The sequence below is a fragment of the Vibrio sp. YT-15 genome (assembly GCF_033337445.1).
Classification (GTDB): Bacteria; Pseudomonadota; Gammaproteobacteria; order Enterobacterales; family Vibrionaceae; genus Vibrio; species Vibrio alginolyticus.
Window position 1 is genome coordinate 83,633 of record NZ_JAWOQR010000009.1, and the last position, 18,777, is coordinate 102,409.

General features: G+C 36.7%; 16 protein-coding genes and 2 pseudogenes. 7 read left to right on the plus strand and 11 right to left on the minus strand.

What is annotated here, in order from left to right; translation table 11 throughout:
* Positions 1–863 precede the first annotated feature (863 nt).
* The 4 genes from R7D93_RS16870 to R7D93_RS16885 are packed head-to-tail and all read right to left on the minus strand — an operon-like array spanning position 864 to position 4,543.
* Positions 864–2,195: a bifunctional diguanylate cyclase/phosphodiesterase gene (locus tag R7D93_RS16870; RefSeq protein WP_318129517.1), complete on the minus strand. Its 1,332-nt coding sequence runs from the start codon at positions 2,193–2,195 to the stop codon at positions 864–866.
* The gene (locus tag R7D93_RS16875) at positions 2,174–3,229 is read right to left on the minus strand and encodes a hypothetical protein (protein WP_225496918.1); all 1,056 of its coding nucleotides are present in this window, start codon (positions 3,227–3,229) and stop codon (positions 2,174–2,176) included. The genes R7D93_RS16870 and R7D93_RS16875 overlap by 22 nt, the downstream gene beginning before the upstream one ends.
* Before the next feature lie 7 nt (positions 3,230–3,236).
* Positions 3,237–3,911 (minus strand): helix-turn-helix domain-containing protein, encoded by a 675-nt coding sequence (locus R7D93_RS16880; protein WP_193271949.1) that lies wholly within the window; start codon positions 3,909–3,911, stop codon positions 3,237–3,239.
* Positions 3,908–4,543, minus strand: coding sequence for an EAL domain-containing protein (locus R7D93_RS16885; protein WP_069516259.1), 636 nt, complete (start codon positions 4,541–4,543; stop codon positions 3,908–3,910). The genes R7D93_RS16880 and R7D93_RS16885 overlap by 4 nt, the downstream gene beginning before the upstream one ends.
* 353 nt (positions 4,544–4,896) lie before the next feature.
* Here R7D93_RS16885 and R7D93_RS16890 point away from each other — a divergent pair.
* The 5 genes and pseudogenes from R7D93_RS16890 to R7D93_RS16910 all read left to right on the plus strand — a co-directional run.
* A pseudogene (locus tag R7D93_RS16890) lies at positions 4,897–5,010 on the plus strand (transposase); the annotation flags it as partial.
* 61 nt (positions 5,011–5,071) lie between these two features.
* A pseudogene (locus tag R7D93_RS16895) lies at positions 5,072–6,202 on the plus strand (IS3 family transposase).
* A gap of 611 nt (positions 6,203–6,813) precedes the next feature.
* The gene (locus R7D93_RS16900) at positions 6,814–7,026 is read left to right on the plus strand and encodes a cold-shock protein (protein WP_005380667.1); all 213 of its coding nucleotides are present in this window, start codon (positions 6,814–6,816) and stop codon (positions 7,024–7,026) included.
* 119 nt (positions 7,027–7,145) lie between these two features.
* On the plus strand, positions 7,146–7,346 hold the full coding sequence (locus tag R7D93_RS16905; protein WP_020196715.1) for a hypothetical protein: 201 nt from the start codon (positions 7,146–7,148) through the stop codon (positions 7,344–7,346).
* A gap of 65 nt (positions 7,347–7,411) precedes the next feature.
* Complete coding sequence (locus R7D93_RS16910) at positions 7,412–7,570, plus strand: hypothetical protein (protein ID WP_171822351.1); 159 nt, start codon at positions 7,412–7,414, stop codon at positions 7,568–7,570.
* 812 nt (positions 7,571–8,382) lie between these two features.
* On the opposite strand, the gene R7D93_RS16915 is transcribed toward R7D93_RS16910, so the two are convergent.
* From R7D93_RS16915 to abiEi, 3 genes are all read right to left on the minus strand, one after another.
* A complete protein-coding gene (locus R7D93_RS16915; protein WP_020196713.1) occupies positions 8,383–8,538 on the minus strand; it encodes a hypothetical protein in 156 nt (51 codons plus the stop codon).
* A 202-nt stretch (positions 8,539–8,740) separates the two neighbouring features.
* Positions 8,741–8,950: a cold-shock protein gene (locus R7D93_RS16920; RefSeq protein ID WP_005380677.1), complete on the minus strand. Its 210-nt coding sequence runs from the start codon at positions 8,948–8,950 to the stop codon at positions 8,741–8,743.
* Positions 8,951–9,362: 412 nt separating this feature from the next.
* Entirely contained in the window at positions 9,363–9,905 is a 543-nt protein-coding gene (abiEi, locus tag R7D93_RS16925; protein ID WP_213886778.1) for a type IV toxin-antitoxin system AbiEi family antitoxin, read from the minus strand.
* A 692-nt stretch (positions 9,906–10,597) separates the two neighbouring features.
* On the opposite strand from abiEi, the gene R7D93_RS16930 reads away from it, so the two are divergent.
* Both R7D93_RS16930 and R7D93_RS16935 read left to right on the plus strand, forming a co-directional pair.
* Entirely contained in the window at positions 10,598–10,885 is a 288-nt protein-coding gene (locus R7D93_RS16930) for a hypothetical protein (RefSeq protein ID WP_213886777.1), read from the plus strand.
* A gap of 631 nt (positions 10,886–11,516) precedes the next feature.
* Complete coding sequence (locus tag R7D93_RS16935) at positions 11,517–12,107, plus strand: recombinase family protein (protein ID WP_025506639.1); 591 nt, start codon at positions 11,517–11,519, stop codon at positions 12,105–12,107.
* Between the two features lie 329 nt (positions 12,108–12,436).
* Here the strand turns inward: R7D93_RS16935 and drt2 are convergent, their stop codons facing one another.
* The 4 genes from drt2 to R7D93_RS16955 all read right to left on the minus strand — a co-directional run bounded on the left by drt2 (position 12,437) and on the right by R7D93_RS16955 (position 18,643).
* A complete protein-coding gene (gene drt2 / locus R7D93_RS16940; protein WP_025506640.1) occupies positions 12,437–13,747 on the minus strand; it encodes an antiviral reverse transcriptase Drt2 in 1,311 nt (436 codons plus the stop codon).
* A 620-nt stretch (positions 13,748–14,367) separates the two neighbouring features.
* A complete protein-coding gene (locus tag R7D93_RS16945) occupies positions 14,368–15,363 on the minus strand; it encodes a hypothetical protein (protein WP_143694963.1) in 996 nt (331 codons plus the stop codon).
* A 2-nt stretch (positions 15,364–15,365) separates the two neighbouring features.
* Complete coding sequence (locus R7D93_RS16950) at positions 15,366–17,153, minus strand: restriction endonuclease subunit S (RefSeq protein WP_179115290.1); 1,788 nt, start codon at positions 17,151–17,153, stop codon at positions 15,366–15,368.
* Entirely contained in the window at positions 17,153–18,643 is a 1,491-nt protein-coding gene (locus R7D93_RS16955) for an N-6 DNA methylase (RefSeq protein ID WP_077281178.1), read from the minus strand. The genes R7D93_RS16950 and R7D93_RS16955 overlap by 1 nt, the downstream gene beginning before the upstream one ends.
* Between the last annotated feature and the right edge of the window lie 134 nt (positions 18,644–18,777).

The window sequence follows — 18,777 nt, forward strand, 5'->3', positions numbered from 1 at the left end:
TAAACTCAGTTCTTCTGCGATTATTTTGTGAGTGCAGCGTCGGATACTAAATGCAAATTTTCTCAAACTCTACGCATCCGTCAGTACCATGATTTTTGACCTTCCGTTTACCTTCGCCATAAACCTTGAGGCTGCCAGTATCAGTGGCTAGGTACTGTATTGCACCTCCAGTTTTTGTCTCAAAAGAGACCGCAACTTGTTTAACTAAAAGACTGATACAAATGAAGTATGAGAAGGTAAGAGTAGTATTAGACAACATAAACAAGGAATCGATAAACTGATTACATGCTAGTGTTGTTGTTTTTTTATTCACCTTCAGTACGGTAGTGATGGCTAAGTCGATGAATCGACGAGGTCTGCTACGGTTGATTAACGCTTTGTTGTACTGTTGCAGTTAGTTTTATTATAACTAGGTCTCGCATAGGCCTAAGATGATTAACTGATATACACGTTTAGCTGTTAAGTTATTGGTTTATTTTTAATCTAATTGCCCCCAACCAAACCGTTGAACTAAAACTTACCAAACTTGGAAAGGCTATGGAAGATAAATAGTTTATTGACGGTAGCGAAAAAATAAAAATAGGATAGACAATATCAAGTCAAATAAAGATATGATATTGTCTTAATTTATTAGTCGATTTGATAAGTTAAAATTTTATTTCATTATTCTTAATGAAACTTTCAAATATAATGATTTAAATTAATTGTATTTAACCTTTTTGTGTGAATTTAATGAAAAACCTATAGTCTTTAAAGATAAATCCACAATCTTTACAAAGAAATTTTTTCTTGATTATAATTTTCTCTATAAACTTTCTTTCTATTCTATAGAATCCAAAACTAGAACAGTTTCTACACTTCATCTAAACCTCTTCCATTAATACATTATTTTTAACAAGGAATTTGTTTACAATAGATTTCATACTTTCTGGTTTGCCATATAAAAAACCTTGAACAAATATACAGTCATTTATTTCTATCAAATGATTATGTTGCGCAACATTTTCCACTCCTTCTATAACAATTTTATATTCTAAGTTGTACAAAAGATTAATTATAGAATTTAAAAGTGAGTTGTATTTTAATTCATTTGGAACTCTATTTAAAAAACACTTATCTAACTTGACTTCATATAATGGCAATTTTATTAGATTGTTTAATGTTGAATAACCCTTTCCAAAATCGTCTAGGGAAAACCTAAACCCTAACTCAACCAGATCATTTATTATCTCAAGTTTATTTTCATTTTCGACAAAAAAAACATTTTCCGTAACTTCAAATATTATATCTGAAGTATCAATCATGTTTTTTGCTATTAATTCATTTAAATAATTTTTTAAGTTTTCATGTATCTGTTTGGGTGACAAATTTATTGATAATGTAACATCACTATGAAAATGTAATTTATTTTCGTAATAATCTTTAATTGCATAATCTATAACTCTAAAGCCGACAGAGTCAATTAAATCAGCAGACTCAGCCGTTTCTATGAAAACATCTGGAGGAATACAACCTTTTTTAGGATGTTTCCACCTAACCAAAGCTTCTAAACCAACTAATTGACGACTCTTGATATCAAACTTTGGTTGATACTCAGTATAGAACTCATTATTTCGACAAGCCCTTCTTAAATCATTTACTAGCTCAAATTCAAAATTAGCCGTCTGAAGTAGACCAGTATTATACTCAGTATAATGTGACGTTCCTTTTTTCTTGGACTCATACATAGCTAGATCTGAATATTGTAATAAAAGATCCAATCTATCTCCATCCTTTGGATATTGAGAAAAACCAATACTAGCAGTAGATTCTATTCTTCTATTTTTTATAAAAACAGGCTTATTTATTGAACGCGATAAATTGTTAATCTTACTTAAAATGTCAACATTACCTTGAAATATAACAATGAACTCATCACCACCAAATCTATATAATTTATCATCAACATCGATTTCTTCAGTGATATTGCTAGATATTTTCTTTAGAAACATATCACCAAACGAATGGCCTAACGAATCGTTTATATGTTTAAACCCATCTAAATCAATAAACACTAAATAAAAACTGTTGAGACAAAATGTTTTTTTAAAATCGATTTCCAAACTTCTTCTATTTGGTAAGCCTGTTAAGTAATCGGTTTTTGCTATACTGTCAATTTTTTTATTTGAATCTTTTAACTTTTTTTCTCTAGCAATATCTTATTATTATATGTCGTCAATATACGTGATATTTTTTTATGTAAAAAATAATATATAACAAATGAAATAGCCAGTAAAATAAAGAATGAGCTAACTATTGTTTTGATATCTTCATATAAGAACTCTTTAAATAGATATTTGAAATCATCGTTTAGTTCATATTTGAAGTTTTTAGCCATAGAGAGTGATATATTTATCCCATATTCACTTATGGTTTTGTTAATATAAAGAAACTCACTACTGCTATCTAATTCAAGAAAGTTGTTATAGATATAATCATAGAAAAAATAAAGTGAACTTTGACTGTTTAAGTATCTATTTTGTTTAACCTTTTGGTCATATATAATACCGTTATGAGTTGAGTAGACCCTATATTCAATATTGTCATCCAAACTTGAATTTTCTAAAAGATTAAATATTTCATCATGTACACGTTCGAGAAGAAACTCGTTAACATATCCACTTGCCAAATATAGTTGTGTGTTAGGTATTTGTTTTATATACGATACTTTGTTAGAACCAAATTTAGAAGGTACTTTATATCTATACACTCCACCATTGATAGGAAAGTTTTCAAAAAAACTATTAGAATATTTATCTTTAAGATTATCATTAAGTTGGTTAAAAATATTTGATTCTATAATGTTCTTATCTTTATAGTTTACTATAAAAACATAATTATCTTTGAAGGTTGAGTTAAACTTATTTACTTTTTCTTTTATAAAGTCTTCTTCTATACTATCTTCATTAGCAAATTCAATGATGGCAGTATTTTTCTTAACACTCTCGATAAGTTCGTTTTCTATTAAATTTATAATTGAATAAATAGAGGCTGAAATAGACTCTGCCTCTTCTATTAATGCATTTCTTTTTTCAACTAGTTTGTTTTCACTAAACTTATCAATATATAATGAATATTGCTCTAAATTACCTACAAATACTCTAAAAAAAATTATAATAAAAAAAGCCAAAAGCAAAAATAGATAAACGGATAAATTAATACGTGAAATCTTATTATTAATCACTGACATATTGATATTAGCTTTTTTTAAATAAATTAATGAAAATTTTTGGAGTCATTCCATAAACAATTTTAAACTTCTTTATAAAAAAAGAACTACTGGAAAAACCTAATAATTTCGAAGTTGTAACAACGCTTTCTGTAGATAATAATAATTCCACTGAGTTTTCAATTTTAACTTTAATCACTAATTCAGACATTGTCACATTTAGCTTAGACAAAACTAATTTAACATCTTTAATACTTAAATTTGACCTTTGACAAAGCTTATCAATATTCCAGTTTATTCTTGGATGTTTTTTTATACACTCTCTTATTTTTTCTAATGTTGGTTCATCTGATTTTATCTTGGGCAAGAAAAGATCTTTTTTAATTAGGTCTAACAGATAATTTTTATAATATATTGATGATAGCTCTAAATCGTTCTTTGTTTTTAAATAAATATAATAATCACGCTTGGACATGATTTGCTTTAAATGACTGAATGATATGACTTTAAGCTCTACTATTTCTTCTTCTACAGAATAATGAATAACTTCTCCTTTCGGAAGATAAAGGTAATCACCTGGTTGAAATATACATGAAAATCCGTTATACGATACAGCGCCACTCCCTTCTTCAATCTGGATAATATGTTCATTCTTATTGAAGTAAGCGCCTAATTTACAAGGTTTAACTTTAACTGATTTCATGATGCAAACCTTTTCGGTGGATTTTTATAATATCCCTGATAGTATATTTTGTTAGAACTTTTTAAATGTTGTTTTATGCTTGAGTCAACGCCATCAATAATTACGCCAACGTTACAAAATGGAATTAAAATTTGTGCTACATGCTTTTCTAAATCCTTAAATGAGTACTTTTTATCTATTTTAATATAATCCCAATCTATATAACCTAAACATTGATTAAAAGTTTCATCTTTGTGACAAAAAGAGTCTAAGCAAAATTCAATTCCATACTCCTTGAGTTTTTTTATTGATAGATACAAGTCAGGTAGCATATTATTTTCTATTTCATTAACTTCTATCACTAAATTTTTGTTATTAAATAAAGAAATTCTCGTTATGAATTTATCACTCAACAATATATTTGCGGTAATATTAATGCTAAATTTGTTTTTTTTATTGTTTTGAAGTTTTTTAACAATATTTAATGCTGACTCCATTATTATTTCATCGGATACAGTCATATCTAAAAACTGCTCCTCATAATATCCATCAGGTATAGTGTATAAAACCTCAGAGAAAGCCACATCTCCAGTTTCACTTGAATAAATAGGATGCAAAAAAATACTATTTGAAATGCTACTTTTTAAATCCATATCTCACTACACCTTTTTTAATATGAATATTGTTTTTAAGCGCAAGGTTAATCACCTCTTAAAACCTAAGCAACCAGTTTTCTATTATTAGCCATGATATCTATTATTATTTATCACCCTCAAACACACTGTCATTATATTGACATTAAATTGACCGTACATTAACAGATAGCTTATTGAACATTTAAAATCAAGAGTGCTTTAGTGTGGTCTATGTTTAAGGCTTTGTTACGTAACTCGATGAAACTAAGGCAAGAGGTGATGAGCTGTGCGACAACACAGTTGATCACCCTAGTCTTATGGAGAAGCCTCGTTACACAACAACTAACTAAAAACAGTACAGCAAAGTACTAATTAATCGTGGTTCACTCACTTTCTGGATTGATGAAGGAGTTATAAGCGAATGGAAGCAAAGCAAACAGAACAAGCGCGGCAGGCCTCGTAGATTCAGTGACCTCGCCATTACAGAGCCGCACCAGTTATCTTGGACCCTGAGTTAAGTGAGTAAAATCACTAACGAGGTGAATCATGACAAACAAGAAAAAACTTATTATCCATTCTTCCGAATTTAACACTTGAGATTGCGGAGAAAGTCGGTGCTGCTGTTGCCGCTAGATAACTATCTCTCCATGACTCTCAAATCTATGGCTAGCGTAAAGCCGCAAATAAAAACTCCAGTACTGCTGAGCGAGAAAAAGAGCTAGGAGTAGTAAAAAAGGTCTCCACCTACTTTGCGAAGAATCTAAAGTAGCTTGTGCTAAGAATTTATGTTTGAACACCTGCAGTATTTCCGTGTATCTCACATGGTAGAGGTGTTTGGCATATCGCGAAGCGGGTTTTACTACTGGATTAAGCATCGTCATAGAGACTGCCTGCGAGAACAAGCCCGTCAGGTATTAGACGACAAGGTCAAAGAGGCTTTTGATAACCGCAAAGGCAGGGACGGTGCTAGACGTATCCAGATAGAGTTAACTGATAACGGTAGCAGGCATAATGTGAAGACCATTGCCAGTAGCATGAAACGTCAAAATCTAGTAACGAAAGCTGTTCGTAAGTTTAAATGTACGACGGATAGCATTCATAAGTTGCCAATCGCTCCGAACTTGTTGGAACAAGACTTCTCTGCAACTGCCGCCCAATCAGAAATGGGCGGAGATATTACGTATTTGGCGATAAGTGAAGGTTGTCTATACTTAGTGGTAATCATTGATCTTTATTCACAGCAAATCGTTGGCTAAGAGGATGACAGCAACATTAGTCAGCGATACTCTTTCAATAACCTTATTCCATCGTAGCTTTCCTGAGCGAGTCATCGTTCATAGTGACCATGGTAGCCAATATTGCTCGAAAGGTTATAGAGAGTTGATTAGTACCTATAATCTAAAACAAAGTATGGATAGAAAAGGAAATTGTTGGGACAACGTTTATATAGAGAGTTTCTTTCATGCCATGAAGGTGGAAGCTGTATTATATGAGCTGATAATGTCGAGAGAATAGATGCGTCAATCGGTCTTCGAATACATTGAGGTTTAATATAATCGAACGAGAAGGCACAGTGATCTTGGGCGTCTAAGCCCAGTTGACTTTGAAAAGCCAAAAGGTCGCTTAATGCAGTGTCCAGTCTGGCTGGAGCTTCTTCTCGCATCTTCATTTAGTTGAACGGAGAACTATGTTCTCCGAATGACGAAAGGCTGAGTCAGGTATTATCCGACTCGTGTTTGGGTATATAGGCAAAGGTCGGTAGCGTTCAAACGCTACTGCGAGAACACTGTTCTCGCTCAAATCATCAAAAACTAAAGTTTGCTCATTTAATTAATAGATAAAAAAGCTCTCTTAGTGCCCAACTCTCTGGTGAAAAATGTGTTACCCATTATCTTCATGAGTGGATTTGTCAGAACCAATGGACTAATGAATTTAAGCTCTGAAACACTTTTGCCCCATTCAAAGTTAGAATTAGGGATCATGCTTGTATCGAATATCTGTTTTGCAATAATTATTTTTAATGATGCTGTTGATTTCAATTCAGCCTTTCACTTTTTATGTCATTGATTTTATGGACAATAAAAATCAATCAAGAAATAGATATCTATTATGTTCATATAGTGTATAGTGTCAGAAGCTCAAACGATGAGCTATTAGTAAAATATTTAGTTCAAGATCTTCTCAGTTTTTATTCGATTAAATTCGTCATATTTATCCTGCGATACCTTTTTCTTCATTCCTTATTTAGTAGCTTTCTTTTTAACTTAATCAATGTATCGAGATATATTATGTCAAATAAATCAACAGGCTTAGTAAAATGGTTTAATGAATCCAAAGGTTTTGGATTTATCACTCCTGATAACGGCGGTTCTGACCTATTTGTTCACTTCAAATCAATTGTTAGTGATGGCTTCAAAACATTATCTGAAGGCCAAAAGGTTTCTTTTGTTGTTGAACAAGGTAACAAAGGTCCTCAAGCGGATAATGTTACGTTAGTGTAAGATATTTATAAAAAGTCTCTTCTGTCGAGGAGACTTTTTTACTTTATTTTTTAATAAAGATTCTGAACGTTCGAAATACGAATAAAATAAATTTTTGGATCGATAAGATAAGAAGCAATATGAGAAAACCAGTAAGAAAATCAAGCAAGAAAACACAGAAAAACAACTTCGAAGAACGATTCGCTGCGATGGTAAAAGAATATCAAGAAGCGAAAGAAATTCTCGACTCTATGACTGAAAGTTCATCAGAATATTTAGCACAGAAAAAAGCATGCGATAAACTTTTTGCAAACGCGGAACGATACATTAATAAGAGATAATGAATTGAAATGGCTTTATTCTAATCTGAATAAAATCATCTTTCTTAGCATCAATAGGATGATATATGAGCAAGTTACCTAAACCGACACAAAAGCAGAAGCAATTTAGTATTAATCAGAAAGGGATTAAACGAATACCAGAAGAGTTGAAAAAAATGGGTGTTCGCAAACGCATAGAAGAGATTGAAGAACAAAAAAAGTGGGATAAAGAGTGGGGACTATGAGTTCACGAAACCTCTCTGAGCTTATCAATACGACACTCCTCTTACATTCCGAAAAGCTGAGCAACTTGGACCGAGACATGCTGACAGGTTTACGAGATCAACTTAATCGTGAGCAAACCTTGTCAGACAAACAATCCAAACTGTGTCAAAGGCTACTACGAAAAACGAATCATGATTGCTAACCAACGTCAGTCTTCACAGCTATCTACCCAGCTATCATCAAGCATCAAGCATCAAGCGTTATTCGACTTAGCATCTGATCCATTAAATCTCTAATCTTAATTAGTATTGCACCCTCTGGCGCATGATGCTCAGCTGAGCGCTTGGCGTTCGTTAGACTTTTCATGAAGATAGTTTCGCTATCCATCACGGTGTGTTTTAGGTCGGCATGGTCCTATTCCTTTTGAGGAGACGTAGTGGTGTGATGCTTTCAATATGGCATTGTTTCACGCTTAAACGTTCGAACTGACTTGGTTTCTGCCTAAAAGCTGGACTAGGCAAGCAACTGATTATCAAGGAGTATGGACGGCAAAAAACCATCATAGAATGGTTATTACCTCATCTCACAAACCTGAGCACTACGAGTATGTTTCATCGCTCCTACAGTTTAAGCAACTTAACGTTCCACTTGTCATAATATGATGTGTGCCCCAGATATTTCGTTGTTGCTATTTACAAAGCTCATCTGTTGAAGAGCATAGTCTTTCTATGAGCAACCTTGTACAAACCTTACATTCAATGTAATAAAATTTTTTTAGTGTATGATTCGCACTTTTTTAACTTAAACCAGATCTTCTTTCTACCGTGATTTTTCAAAGTAGTTCCTCTAAAACAACACCAGTCTCACCATTAGCAATCCTTTGGAGAAGGCTATTCATCTTTATTTTTTTATGTATTGATGTTTCTTTATTTTGAATAGATTTGTTTTTATTATTTCTATTCTCATTATTAAATATTTGATTAGACATATTATGCCCCTTTATAAAAAATTATAATTAAGGTGCACTGAACATAAGTATTTTTAGGATAGGTAATTAAGGAGATTACAGAGAGAAACTTGCTAGGGATTACGCTGGAAAACTATCTTTATATTTTATCTTGAAACAAATCTTTGTCAGAGCAACTACCTCGCCAGGCGTATGACGAGGCAGTGTAAATTCAATTGTAAGACTAAATAGTCGTTACATTTTCTGCTTGAAGGCCTTTAGGACCTTTACCTACAGTAAAGGAAACCTGCTCGCCTTCAATAAGCTTCTTAAAGCCATCGCCTAAAATGCTTCTGAAATGAACAAATAAATCATCGCCATTTTCTTGAGAAATAAAACCAAAACCTTTAGTTTCGTTAAACCACTTTACTGTACCAATTACTTGATTAGACATATTATGCCCCTTATAAAATTAAAATTAAGGTGCACTGAACATAGGTATTATTTTAGGATAGAGCATTAAGGAGATTACAGAGAGAAACTTGCTAGGGATGACGCTGGAAAACTTTCTTTATATTTTATCTTGAAACAACTCTGTGTCAGAGCAAAGACCACTATACAGATTAATTAAAAAAAATATACCTTTATTTTAAATTAATTTTTATATCATCTATTCAAACGCATTTTATCACAAAGGGTTCATCTTGATTCCGACGTTTTGCAGTTGGGAACATTAAGCAATAAATCAATACTGCCAAACGGCCTTTTTTGAGAGAGACTTGCTTGCGGCTGTCAAACTCGCCTTTGTCCAGAAGTGAGTTGTACGGTTTTTGGGGAGTACTGTTTTTGGCAGTGCCAGCATCTGCCTAATCGTGATCCGTTACAATCAAGTGTGTGTTTCTGCCCACCCTCTTCAAATCTCGAATCGCAGTCTTTTTCTTCGCAATCCGCAGGGGCCGATCTGAAGTTACTGTATTGTTGATAATATCAATATCATCACGTTTCGTATGTGTGAACTCGATAACGCCATAAGGGGTCCTGAACTCTCCCTTGCGTCCTGTTGTCATGATCGTAATTCTATTGTCAATCATCACTTGAAAAATGACACTGTATTCTGAAAGCGCCGATTCTAGAGAGATGTAGTTGTACTCTCCTCGTCGCAAGCATTTAGCAATATATTCAATAGTATAACCGCCCTTGTGACGACTGAATGAGAATACATAAACACTGTTGCACACCCGCTCTAGTACTCCTGCTTTGACTAAACGTAGCAAGCTTTGCTGGAATGCAGTAAGTGAATCATCAAAAAATAACCTTCTGAGATCACTCTTCCGATAAACGTGTATACCTTGCTTGTCAAAGTTATGCAGTCGTTCTAATGCAGTCTCGATTTTCACTTCAATGCTCATAAGTAGTCACAAAAAGTAAGTATGACATATATTTTTGTCCACTTGCGATTGAAGATAACAAGTAGTGATCGCTAATACCCTTCGAGATCCCTGATTTGTTTTTCCGAGTTAGGATCCTAACTTGGAATTTGTAGTGATGAATGTGGTGGCTATGAGACTAAGGAAATGGCAATACCAATAGTCAAAAGCTGATTCCCTATTCTCGGTTAGGATCCTAACTCGGAATTTATGGGGATGATTATGGTTGCTTTGAGGTGAAGAAATGGCAGTACTAAGCGCACAGCAAGACTCCGATGTTCATTCTAGGTGAGGATACTAACTTGAAATTTGTAGTGATGGACGTGGCTGTGATCAGGTTAGGAGAAACAGCAGTACTAATCGCAGCCAGACTCCGATGAGCATTCTCGGTTAGGATCCTAACCGAGAATTCATGGTGATGAATATGTGGTTCTTTGAGGAGAGAAATCGCAACACTAATAGCCCAGAATCTGATCTTTTTCATTTTTAGGTAGAAGTTTAACTAATTATTATTTTTCTAATTTAATAATTAAAAAACCAAACGGTTTTTATTTAATAATTAAATGTTAATGTGATTTTTAAAATAGTGATTAAAGGTCCTTTACAAAGATAATATTACTTGATAAATATAATAGTCATTGAATTTATCTATATATATCAAAAGGGTTGTCGATATGTCTCAAGTTTTGGTTTATTCTAAACGTAATCGTGAAATGAGTTATCTATCTACAAAAGAAGAACGTGAAACTAAGTCGAATAGATTTCAAGTCGTTTATAACGACATTTCCGATGAAGAAGCATTGCGTAGAGCAAATTCTATTAATTTAGATGAAAAGAACAGTGTTCCCCAATTTCATTCAAAAAGACAATTTATTAAAGAAAAGAAAGAATGTCGAGTTCCTGGTCTATATGGTTGTAACCGTTATAAGTCAAGAAAAAATGAGACATTCAACGTGTTCTAACATTGTTCTTTTTTTGCACAACGTTAAAGCCTGTTGAATTGCGTTAGGCAAGTGGTGAAAGCCTTGAAAATTCCGTTATTAAAGCGGGTGGCAAGTGAATTTGCCAAGATTGGCAATCAATGTGCCAACGCTGGCATTGAAAGTGCCAGTAGTGGCAGAAGAATTCTTGTAATAAATTAAGCTTAATTTGGCTTAATCTTCACTTTTTTAAAATCTAACGTTATATTAGAATTATAACTTTATAATAGTTATAACCGTTATAATAGTTATAACATGAAAAATTAATAAAATAAAATTTATTTTTTATGTGTTAATTTTATTGCCAAGGAAAATTAATAGTAACCTTGTTTTTATTATAGATGAATTAAATTTAGAGTAATGTTTGTTACTCACGGATGTTTATTTATTTTCTAGGTTTTCTTAAGGCAAAGTTACTTTGTCAAAATTATCGACTTAAGTAGTCAACTTTAGCGAGATGTAAATATATCTGTAGTATCAACAAGCATCCGTTTTCTGATACCAGACGGGAATGAAGTGTTTGCGGTCTCATAAAGTAGGGTTCGGATTTTTATGACACCTAGCAGGTTGATGATACCAATTGTGATGCCAAAAGGAGTGAGTAGTGAATAGTATTGGACGGACATTCGCTTATTGTCGTGTATCGACTAGTGAGCAAACTGTGTCAAATCAGATCTTAGCTATCAGAAATGCTGGCTACGATATTCAAGAACACCGAATTGTCCATGAAACAGTTTCTGGTAGTGTGCCTGCAACAGAACGACGTGAGTTCAAAATGTTGATTGAGCATAAACTAGAGCCAGGGGACAAACTAGTTGTACTTAAGCTTGATCGACTTGGAAGAGATAACATCGATGTTCAGCATACGATCAGTATGCTGTTAGAAAAAGGTGTTACGCCAATTTCTCTGGATCTGCCGACCGCTGATCTAAGCTCGGCGGAGGGACGATTGATGCTGCAAATGTTCTCAGCATTTGCTGAATTTGAGCGAAACCGTATTCGAGAGCGGACATTGGAAGGGCAGGCTAGGGCTAAATCTGAGGGTAAGCGGATTGGGCGACCAGAAGCCATCAGTACAACTCAAAAAGTTCAAGAATGTAGATCAAGGGGACTGAGCCAATCTAAGACAGCAAATGCTCTAGGCATCTCCGTCCCCACGGTTAAGCGGCATTGGAACAAGCGGCTAACTGAAAGAGTTCAATGAGAACAATGTTCCATGATACCGAGAGGCGGAGATCTACCAGTCAGTAGTAGTTATCAGCTAAGAGGTTTAAACGATATTGTAAGAACCTTGTTCTCGCTAGCTTATCGAATAATACCAAGTTCTCTCGCCGACATTCAGTAGAAGTCTTATCTTTCGCTAGTTTTGAGTAAGCTGCTAATTGATGTCTGATAATCATATCGAGAATGAACTGCTCTTTACTCAGAACAATGTTCTTATGGTAACCCTAAAATAGTAAAGATTGGTTATTTGAATAATTAATAAAAAACAGAAGCATAATAAATATGTTCTAATTACTGGTATCCGTCTCGTTATTTGCTTATTTCGTCTTGAAGCCGTTGCCATAGAGGCTTCAATTGTCTTTTGATACTTTTTGAGTTCATAATCTTGGCTGCTCGGTAGCCGTATGAGAGGAAGTTTCTTCTTCCTCTGTAAGAATACAGGCGATGGAGCTTTCTCTTGTAAAGCTGATTCTGTTCTGGTTCGCCTTTACTTTTACGTATTCTGTTCTCTTTCTCCATCGTTTTCTTGGCCAATTTAACACCGCCTTTCATTTTTTCTGAGTAGCGAGCGAGGGCTGTAGAACGAAGAAAGATAGAATGTCCATCGAATAAGAAACCTAGATATTGAAGCGGTTTCTGTTTGCCAAATTCGTCAAATGAGCAAAGTTGTCCATTATGGAATTTAAAATCTCTGATTTCTGTTTTATCGCTGTTTATCTGTACCTTTAGTGCTGTAATTTTACTATTAGCCAGCTTCTCAACAGTATCTCGATACTCTGATGGAACAATAAACAGCATATCGTCACAATATCTAAAGTACTTTCCTCCGATAGAGTCAACATAATTCTTCATGTGTTTATCAAATGAGAACATGTAGATGTTAGAAAGTAATGCGCTGATTGGAGAGCCTTGAGGAATGCCCATAGCACCATTTGGGTTTGGGTTTATCAAACCAGAACCACGAACTTTTTCTCTGAATTCAAGTGGGGTACAGACGCGATTTCTTCCATTCGCTTTTTGGTTGTATTGAGATATACCAAACGTTTTGAAAAGCTCATCTCGTTCGACAGTCGAAAACTTGGTTAGAGATCGAAAAACGTTGTAGTGATCTTTTGGAAGGTGTTTGACTTGGAGTAGTTTACTCCATTCTTCTTTTAGAATTCGATGGTCAAGAGTGTTAAAAAACTTAGAAAAATCGAGAGCGATAACTGAACACTCTTTCATTTTACGTATGTAATTAAAAGCATCGTCCGCGAAATGGATATTACTTTTTCCATCAAGCTTTCTAAATGCTAAAACCGATTCATGTAGTCCTGATTTTTCAACTTTTTGTTCGTATAAATTAGATAGTTGATTAGCGTAGTAAGCATAAATATGGCTATCTATATGAGAAGAGTATGCTACCTCTCTTGGCTTTGGCTTGCGGTAAAGTTTACCCGTAGAAGTATCTCTATCAAGTTTAGTTAGCTGGAAACTGTAGGAGATAAAAGGGAAAAATGCGTGCCTGGCAACAGATGTTGTACTCGTTACGATCTTTTCTGCTTTTGTTCCAGATACAGGTACATCAAAGTGAAGGTAATTTCGTTTTGTATACCAGAGTGGAGCGGACACCTTTTTCATACTTTGAGCGCACAAGTTCTAGCAAAACCCAAGAGGAGTGGACATGCGGCCTTTCCGTATATCCCCTTGGGCTTTAACTAACTGGCCTAACCAATCATCTGGCCCCGAAAGGCACTCGCCGCGATCTATTAGAAATGATGTATAATGTAATCTGCGATGGAGACTATATGATGATAATCGTACACCTCATGACAATGTTGTTGTCTTGGCTCAGCAAGCGCAACGGTATTGACAATCTGTCACAAACCTCCACGCCTTTCGCGTGAAGCTCCGACAGCATATTGATTTTTATATATGCAATCAAGTCTTTATTGGTGTCTTGTTTCTCATCACTTGCTGCTTTATGTTTCTTGTGTGGTTAGACTTTCTCAGTCGCCTTTGCTTGAAAATGAGCTTGAAATTTCCTATCCACTCTAATTTTCATAACAGAGAACAATGTTCTCTGAGTAACGAGTTGAGTAACAGGGTATTGGTGAGCTGGCTATTGATACTGCGAGAACACTGTTCTCGCTCAAATTATCAAAATCTAAAGATTGAGTATTTGATTAACAAATAAAAAATGCTTCGAGGAGAACTATGTTCTACTCAAAGCTTGTTACTTGAGACTTTGACTAACAGAATCAGTCTACTTTCTCTACAACCATGCCACTTTGCTCTGCAAAGTGAATCAATCGAGTGATATTGCTGAGGCTCCACTGGTTGGTGATGGCTATCACTTCATCGTTAGGCAACGTAATCAGCGCGTCTTCATCGCTGTGGAAGCGGCGAATTCTACCTTGAGGGATTTCATCCGCTAGGATGGCAATGCGTCGTCTTACTGGTTCGTTAAATGCGTTGAGCACATCATTCAGGCTTTGCGGCTGATGCTTCTCAATCCAGTCAGTGACTAACGCTAGGGCTAGGTGACGCTTTTTATAGGTATGACCGTTATAGCGATACTCTGAGTAATCTTTTTCGCCTTTTTGAACGCTTGTGCGCTGCTCGGCACGCTTCTCGCGGAACTTCACCTGGTACTCTTCTACCTCGGGTACAGGGATGATCTGTTCTGCATTGATCAATACATCTTCTTTGTAGCGATAGGGCGTGAGGCGCACACAACTGATATCGATACCTTTATCACGCAGCCACAAGACAGAGGTGGTTAGTTCTTTACCGAAGTCTGCTGATGCTAGAACGATTCGAACATCGTTACCAAAGTCATCCAGGCTGTTTTCATCCAGATCGACAAACTCCAGAATTGCTTCGCGGGCATCAATCTCTTGGCCTTCTTTCTTCAGGTACTGGGCATAGTAGTCACATGCTTTATCGAACGTCATGGTAGAGATCATCGCGGCATAGCGTAGCGCTTGCAGCTCCATATGCGCACCGATTTCATCCCGCTTAAGCTCGATGACGACTAAGTTGGCATTCTTGTCGATGGCTAACAAGTCAATACGGCGACGGCTGTCTTCCCAGTCAGAAAATTCCTCTGATATCACCACGCAATCAGGGGCGATGGCATCAATACAGCCTTTCAGCGCTTCTTGCAAATCGTGCCGTTCTTGCAGCCCTTCGGCTGCAAAGGTGGTCGGTGTCAGTGCGGTGAGGTTTTTATTGGCGATATTGTACAGGCTCATAGTTACACCGCTTGTTCGATCACACTATCAGTAAATTGGAAATGTGCATGCTTTCCTTTTTCTAAAGAAAGTTTGAGCTTATCGCATAGATCAATTAGCTCCTCTACTTTCTTCGCAATCAGAGTCTGTTCTCTAATGGGGGGGAGTGGGATTGGTGCCATTTTCAACTTGTCTTGAGATATGTTCATTTGACTTTCTGCCATGCCAGATTTAGATGATTCCAGATACTCTGAAGTAGCCCCCGCGTTTAGACACAGCGAAACGAAGTTGTTAGACATCCCAAGTTCTATTAGGTGAAAGCGAATAATTTTATCTGAGATCATAAGCTTAGGCCTTGTGGTTTGAACCAAGCAAGAGACTCCTACTCTGTTTTTGGGGCCTGCTCTAGTAATCAAAATATCTCCATTCTTTACCTCATATTGAGGTCGAGGTTCCTTGGAGGAGCTGAGAACTTTATTTTCATATTCTCTATACTCCATATTCTGAACGGCAGTTGTTTTAAGTACACCCCAAGTTTCGTGGTTTGGAGATGCCTCTGGTGGACAAGCTGGACTCCAACCAGCATCCATTTCACTAATTAATGAGTTCAAGTGACACCACTCCCACCCACTCGGCAGTTCAAACGGCTTTTCATCTTCAGAGATCGGTGGCAGCGCTTTTTGCTTTTTGATTTTCTTCTCTTTGACTAACTGTGCTTTTTCTTCCGCAATTCTTTTCAGTAACTCAGCAGCAGGTTCATCACTTGGATCTTGTGGAACCAGCTTACCCATCACCGCCAGTTGTAGGATGGTTTGCTTAAGCTGGTCGATGCTTTCTTCAGTGGTGAATAGGGTATCGAAATGCTCACTGATTCGCGCCCAGTTTTGCATTAACTCGTCAGCATCGGCAGAGTTAGTGAGTGTGTCTAACAGAGTTGTTACCAGCACTTGATGCGCTTCGATACTGGCTTCAGTTTGTTGCTCTAGCTGGTCGCAGAGCGCCATGAGTTCATCGACTTTATCAGCAATGTACTCCTGTTCTTCGAGTGGAGGAATCGGAATACAGGTATGTTTTATAGAGTTCAACGATAATTTGGGTTGAGCCATTTGGTTTACCGCATCATTGAACTGTCTCGTTACAAAGCTGGATTGCAAAACAGTTACTAGGTATTTTTTTGAAAGGCCACTGAACACTAGTTTTGCAGCATTTTCTGTTAGACTCATACCATCAAGGTGAGGTGGGATTGTACCAACAGCCCCAATCGTACCTGCTATCGTGACGTAGACATCTCCAGTATTAATTGTGTATCGAGATATTTGCTTAAAAACTTCTTCTGAAATATAGCGTAGGTCTGATTCATCTATAGATTGGTTCTTCATGTCAGTAACACGAAGATAAACGAAATCAGTTGGTTGTTCTGAGAGTTTATATCCTTTAGGAACTCGTTTACCTCCCAATACATGCGCTACTTGCCCAACACATATGGTCTCCCAGTGCAATGGGAAGCCTTTTGCCCTATCAGAAGAATAGGTTTCTTTATCTCCACGGATATTCCTTTCTTTGGACAAATTAAATTTTGCAACTATCGCATCTTCAACGCTTTTCTTCGCACTTCCTTTGAAATCTAGGCTTGCCGTGAGTTTCCCTTGGATTGCTAGTTCGATAATGAGTTCACGTAGCTTTTTAATTCCATAAAGCTCTAGCTTCTTGCTGCTACCGCGGCCAGAGATCGATTTGGTCTTAACTGCGGAAGTCCAAATATCAATATGTTCGGTGATTAGCTTATTCATAGGAGATTGGTCGGCTGCCATTATTGTTCTCCACCTTGCTTTTTACCTTGAATGGTAGAGCTAAGAGCATCACCGAGAATGCTTTTCAGTTGATCACGCAGTGCTTTGATGTCTTGTTGTTGCTGCTGATAGTTAGCCAGTAACTCTTCAGGATCATGGCTGACGACTTCGTCCTGATAAGGATTTTTAATATCAAGGTTAAAATTGCGCTCGATAATATCTTCAATCGACACTTTCCAAGCTTGCTTGGTCTCGGTGCGGCTAGCGAATCCATCGGCCTCGTTACCCCACCAATCGATCTCTTGCTGGAATTCCTCAAACTTCATTGGTTTGGTTTTGCTGTAGTTCTTCACGCCTTCTGGGTAGGGGTGCTCATAGAACCACACTTCTTTGGTCGGTTGGCCTTTGGTAAAGAACAGTATGTTGGTCTTAATGCCCGTGTATGGGTTGAACACGCCATTAGGTAAGCGAACAATCGTGTGCAGGTTACACTCTTCCGTCAGCATCTTTTTGATTTTGGTTTTTACGCCTTCACCAAACAAGGTGCCATCAGGTAGTACCACACCAGCGCGACCATCTTTATCCAATACTTCGACAATAAGCTGCAAGAACAGGTCAGCCGTTTCACGAGTCTGCATTTCGGCAGGGAAGTTTTTTTCAATCCCATCCTCTTCTGTACCGCCAAAAGGTGGGTTTGTCGCAATCACATTGATATTGCTGTCCCAGTTTGAAAGCGGCTTGTTAAGCGTGTTGCCGTGCTTGATCTGCACGGGGACTTCGATGCCGTGGAGCATCATATTGGTGATACACAGCAAATGTGGCAGTTGTTTCTTCTCTACACCATGAATTTGCTTTTGCAGCGTTTGGTGGTCGGCTGCACTGGTCACGTAGTTCTCTTTAACGTGATCGAATGAGCAAGCTAGGAATCCACCCGTGCCGCAGGCGGGATCCATAATTTGTTCGCCTAGCTTTGGATCCAGTCTGTTTACGATAAAGCGGGTTACTGCACGAGGGGTGTAGAACTCACCCGCATTACCTGCGCTTTGTAGGTCGCGTAGGATTTGCTCGTAGATATCACCAAACAGGTGACGTTCTTTAGAGTCAGTAAAGTCGATTTCGTTGAGCTTGTTAATCACTTGGCGAAGCAGTGTGCCATTTTTCATGTAGTTGAAGGCGTCACTAAATGCTTCTTTCACCACAAAACCACGTGGGTTGGTGTCTTTCGGTGCGGTTAGGTTTTTTAACGTCGGGAATAGGTCATCATTGATGAACTCCAGCAGCTCATCACCTGTAATGCCTTGGTTATCTGCCGCCCAGTTGCGCCATAGGTACTTGGCTGGGATGGGGTCGCGGTAATCATCTAACTCGAACTCTAGTTCTTCCTCTTGAGCATCAAACACTTTAAGGAATAAAAGCCACGACATTTGACCTAGACGCTGCGCGTCACCATCAACACCCGCATCTTTACGCATGATGTCTTGAATAGACTTGATAACTGAACTGATTGACATGAAGTTCTACTACTAAATGACTGAAAAAATTGAGGCAGATTATAGCAGAAATGGATCGAAGAAAATGAACTTATCGCTATGAAACTATGTTTGTAATTGTGGTTTAATAATGAATCAGTGATATAAATGAAATA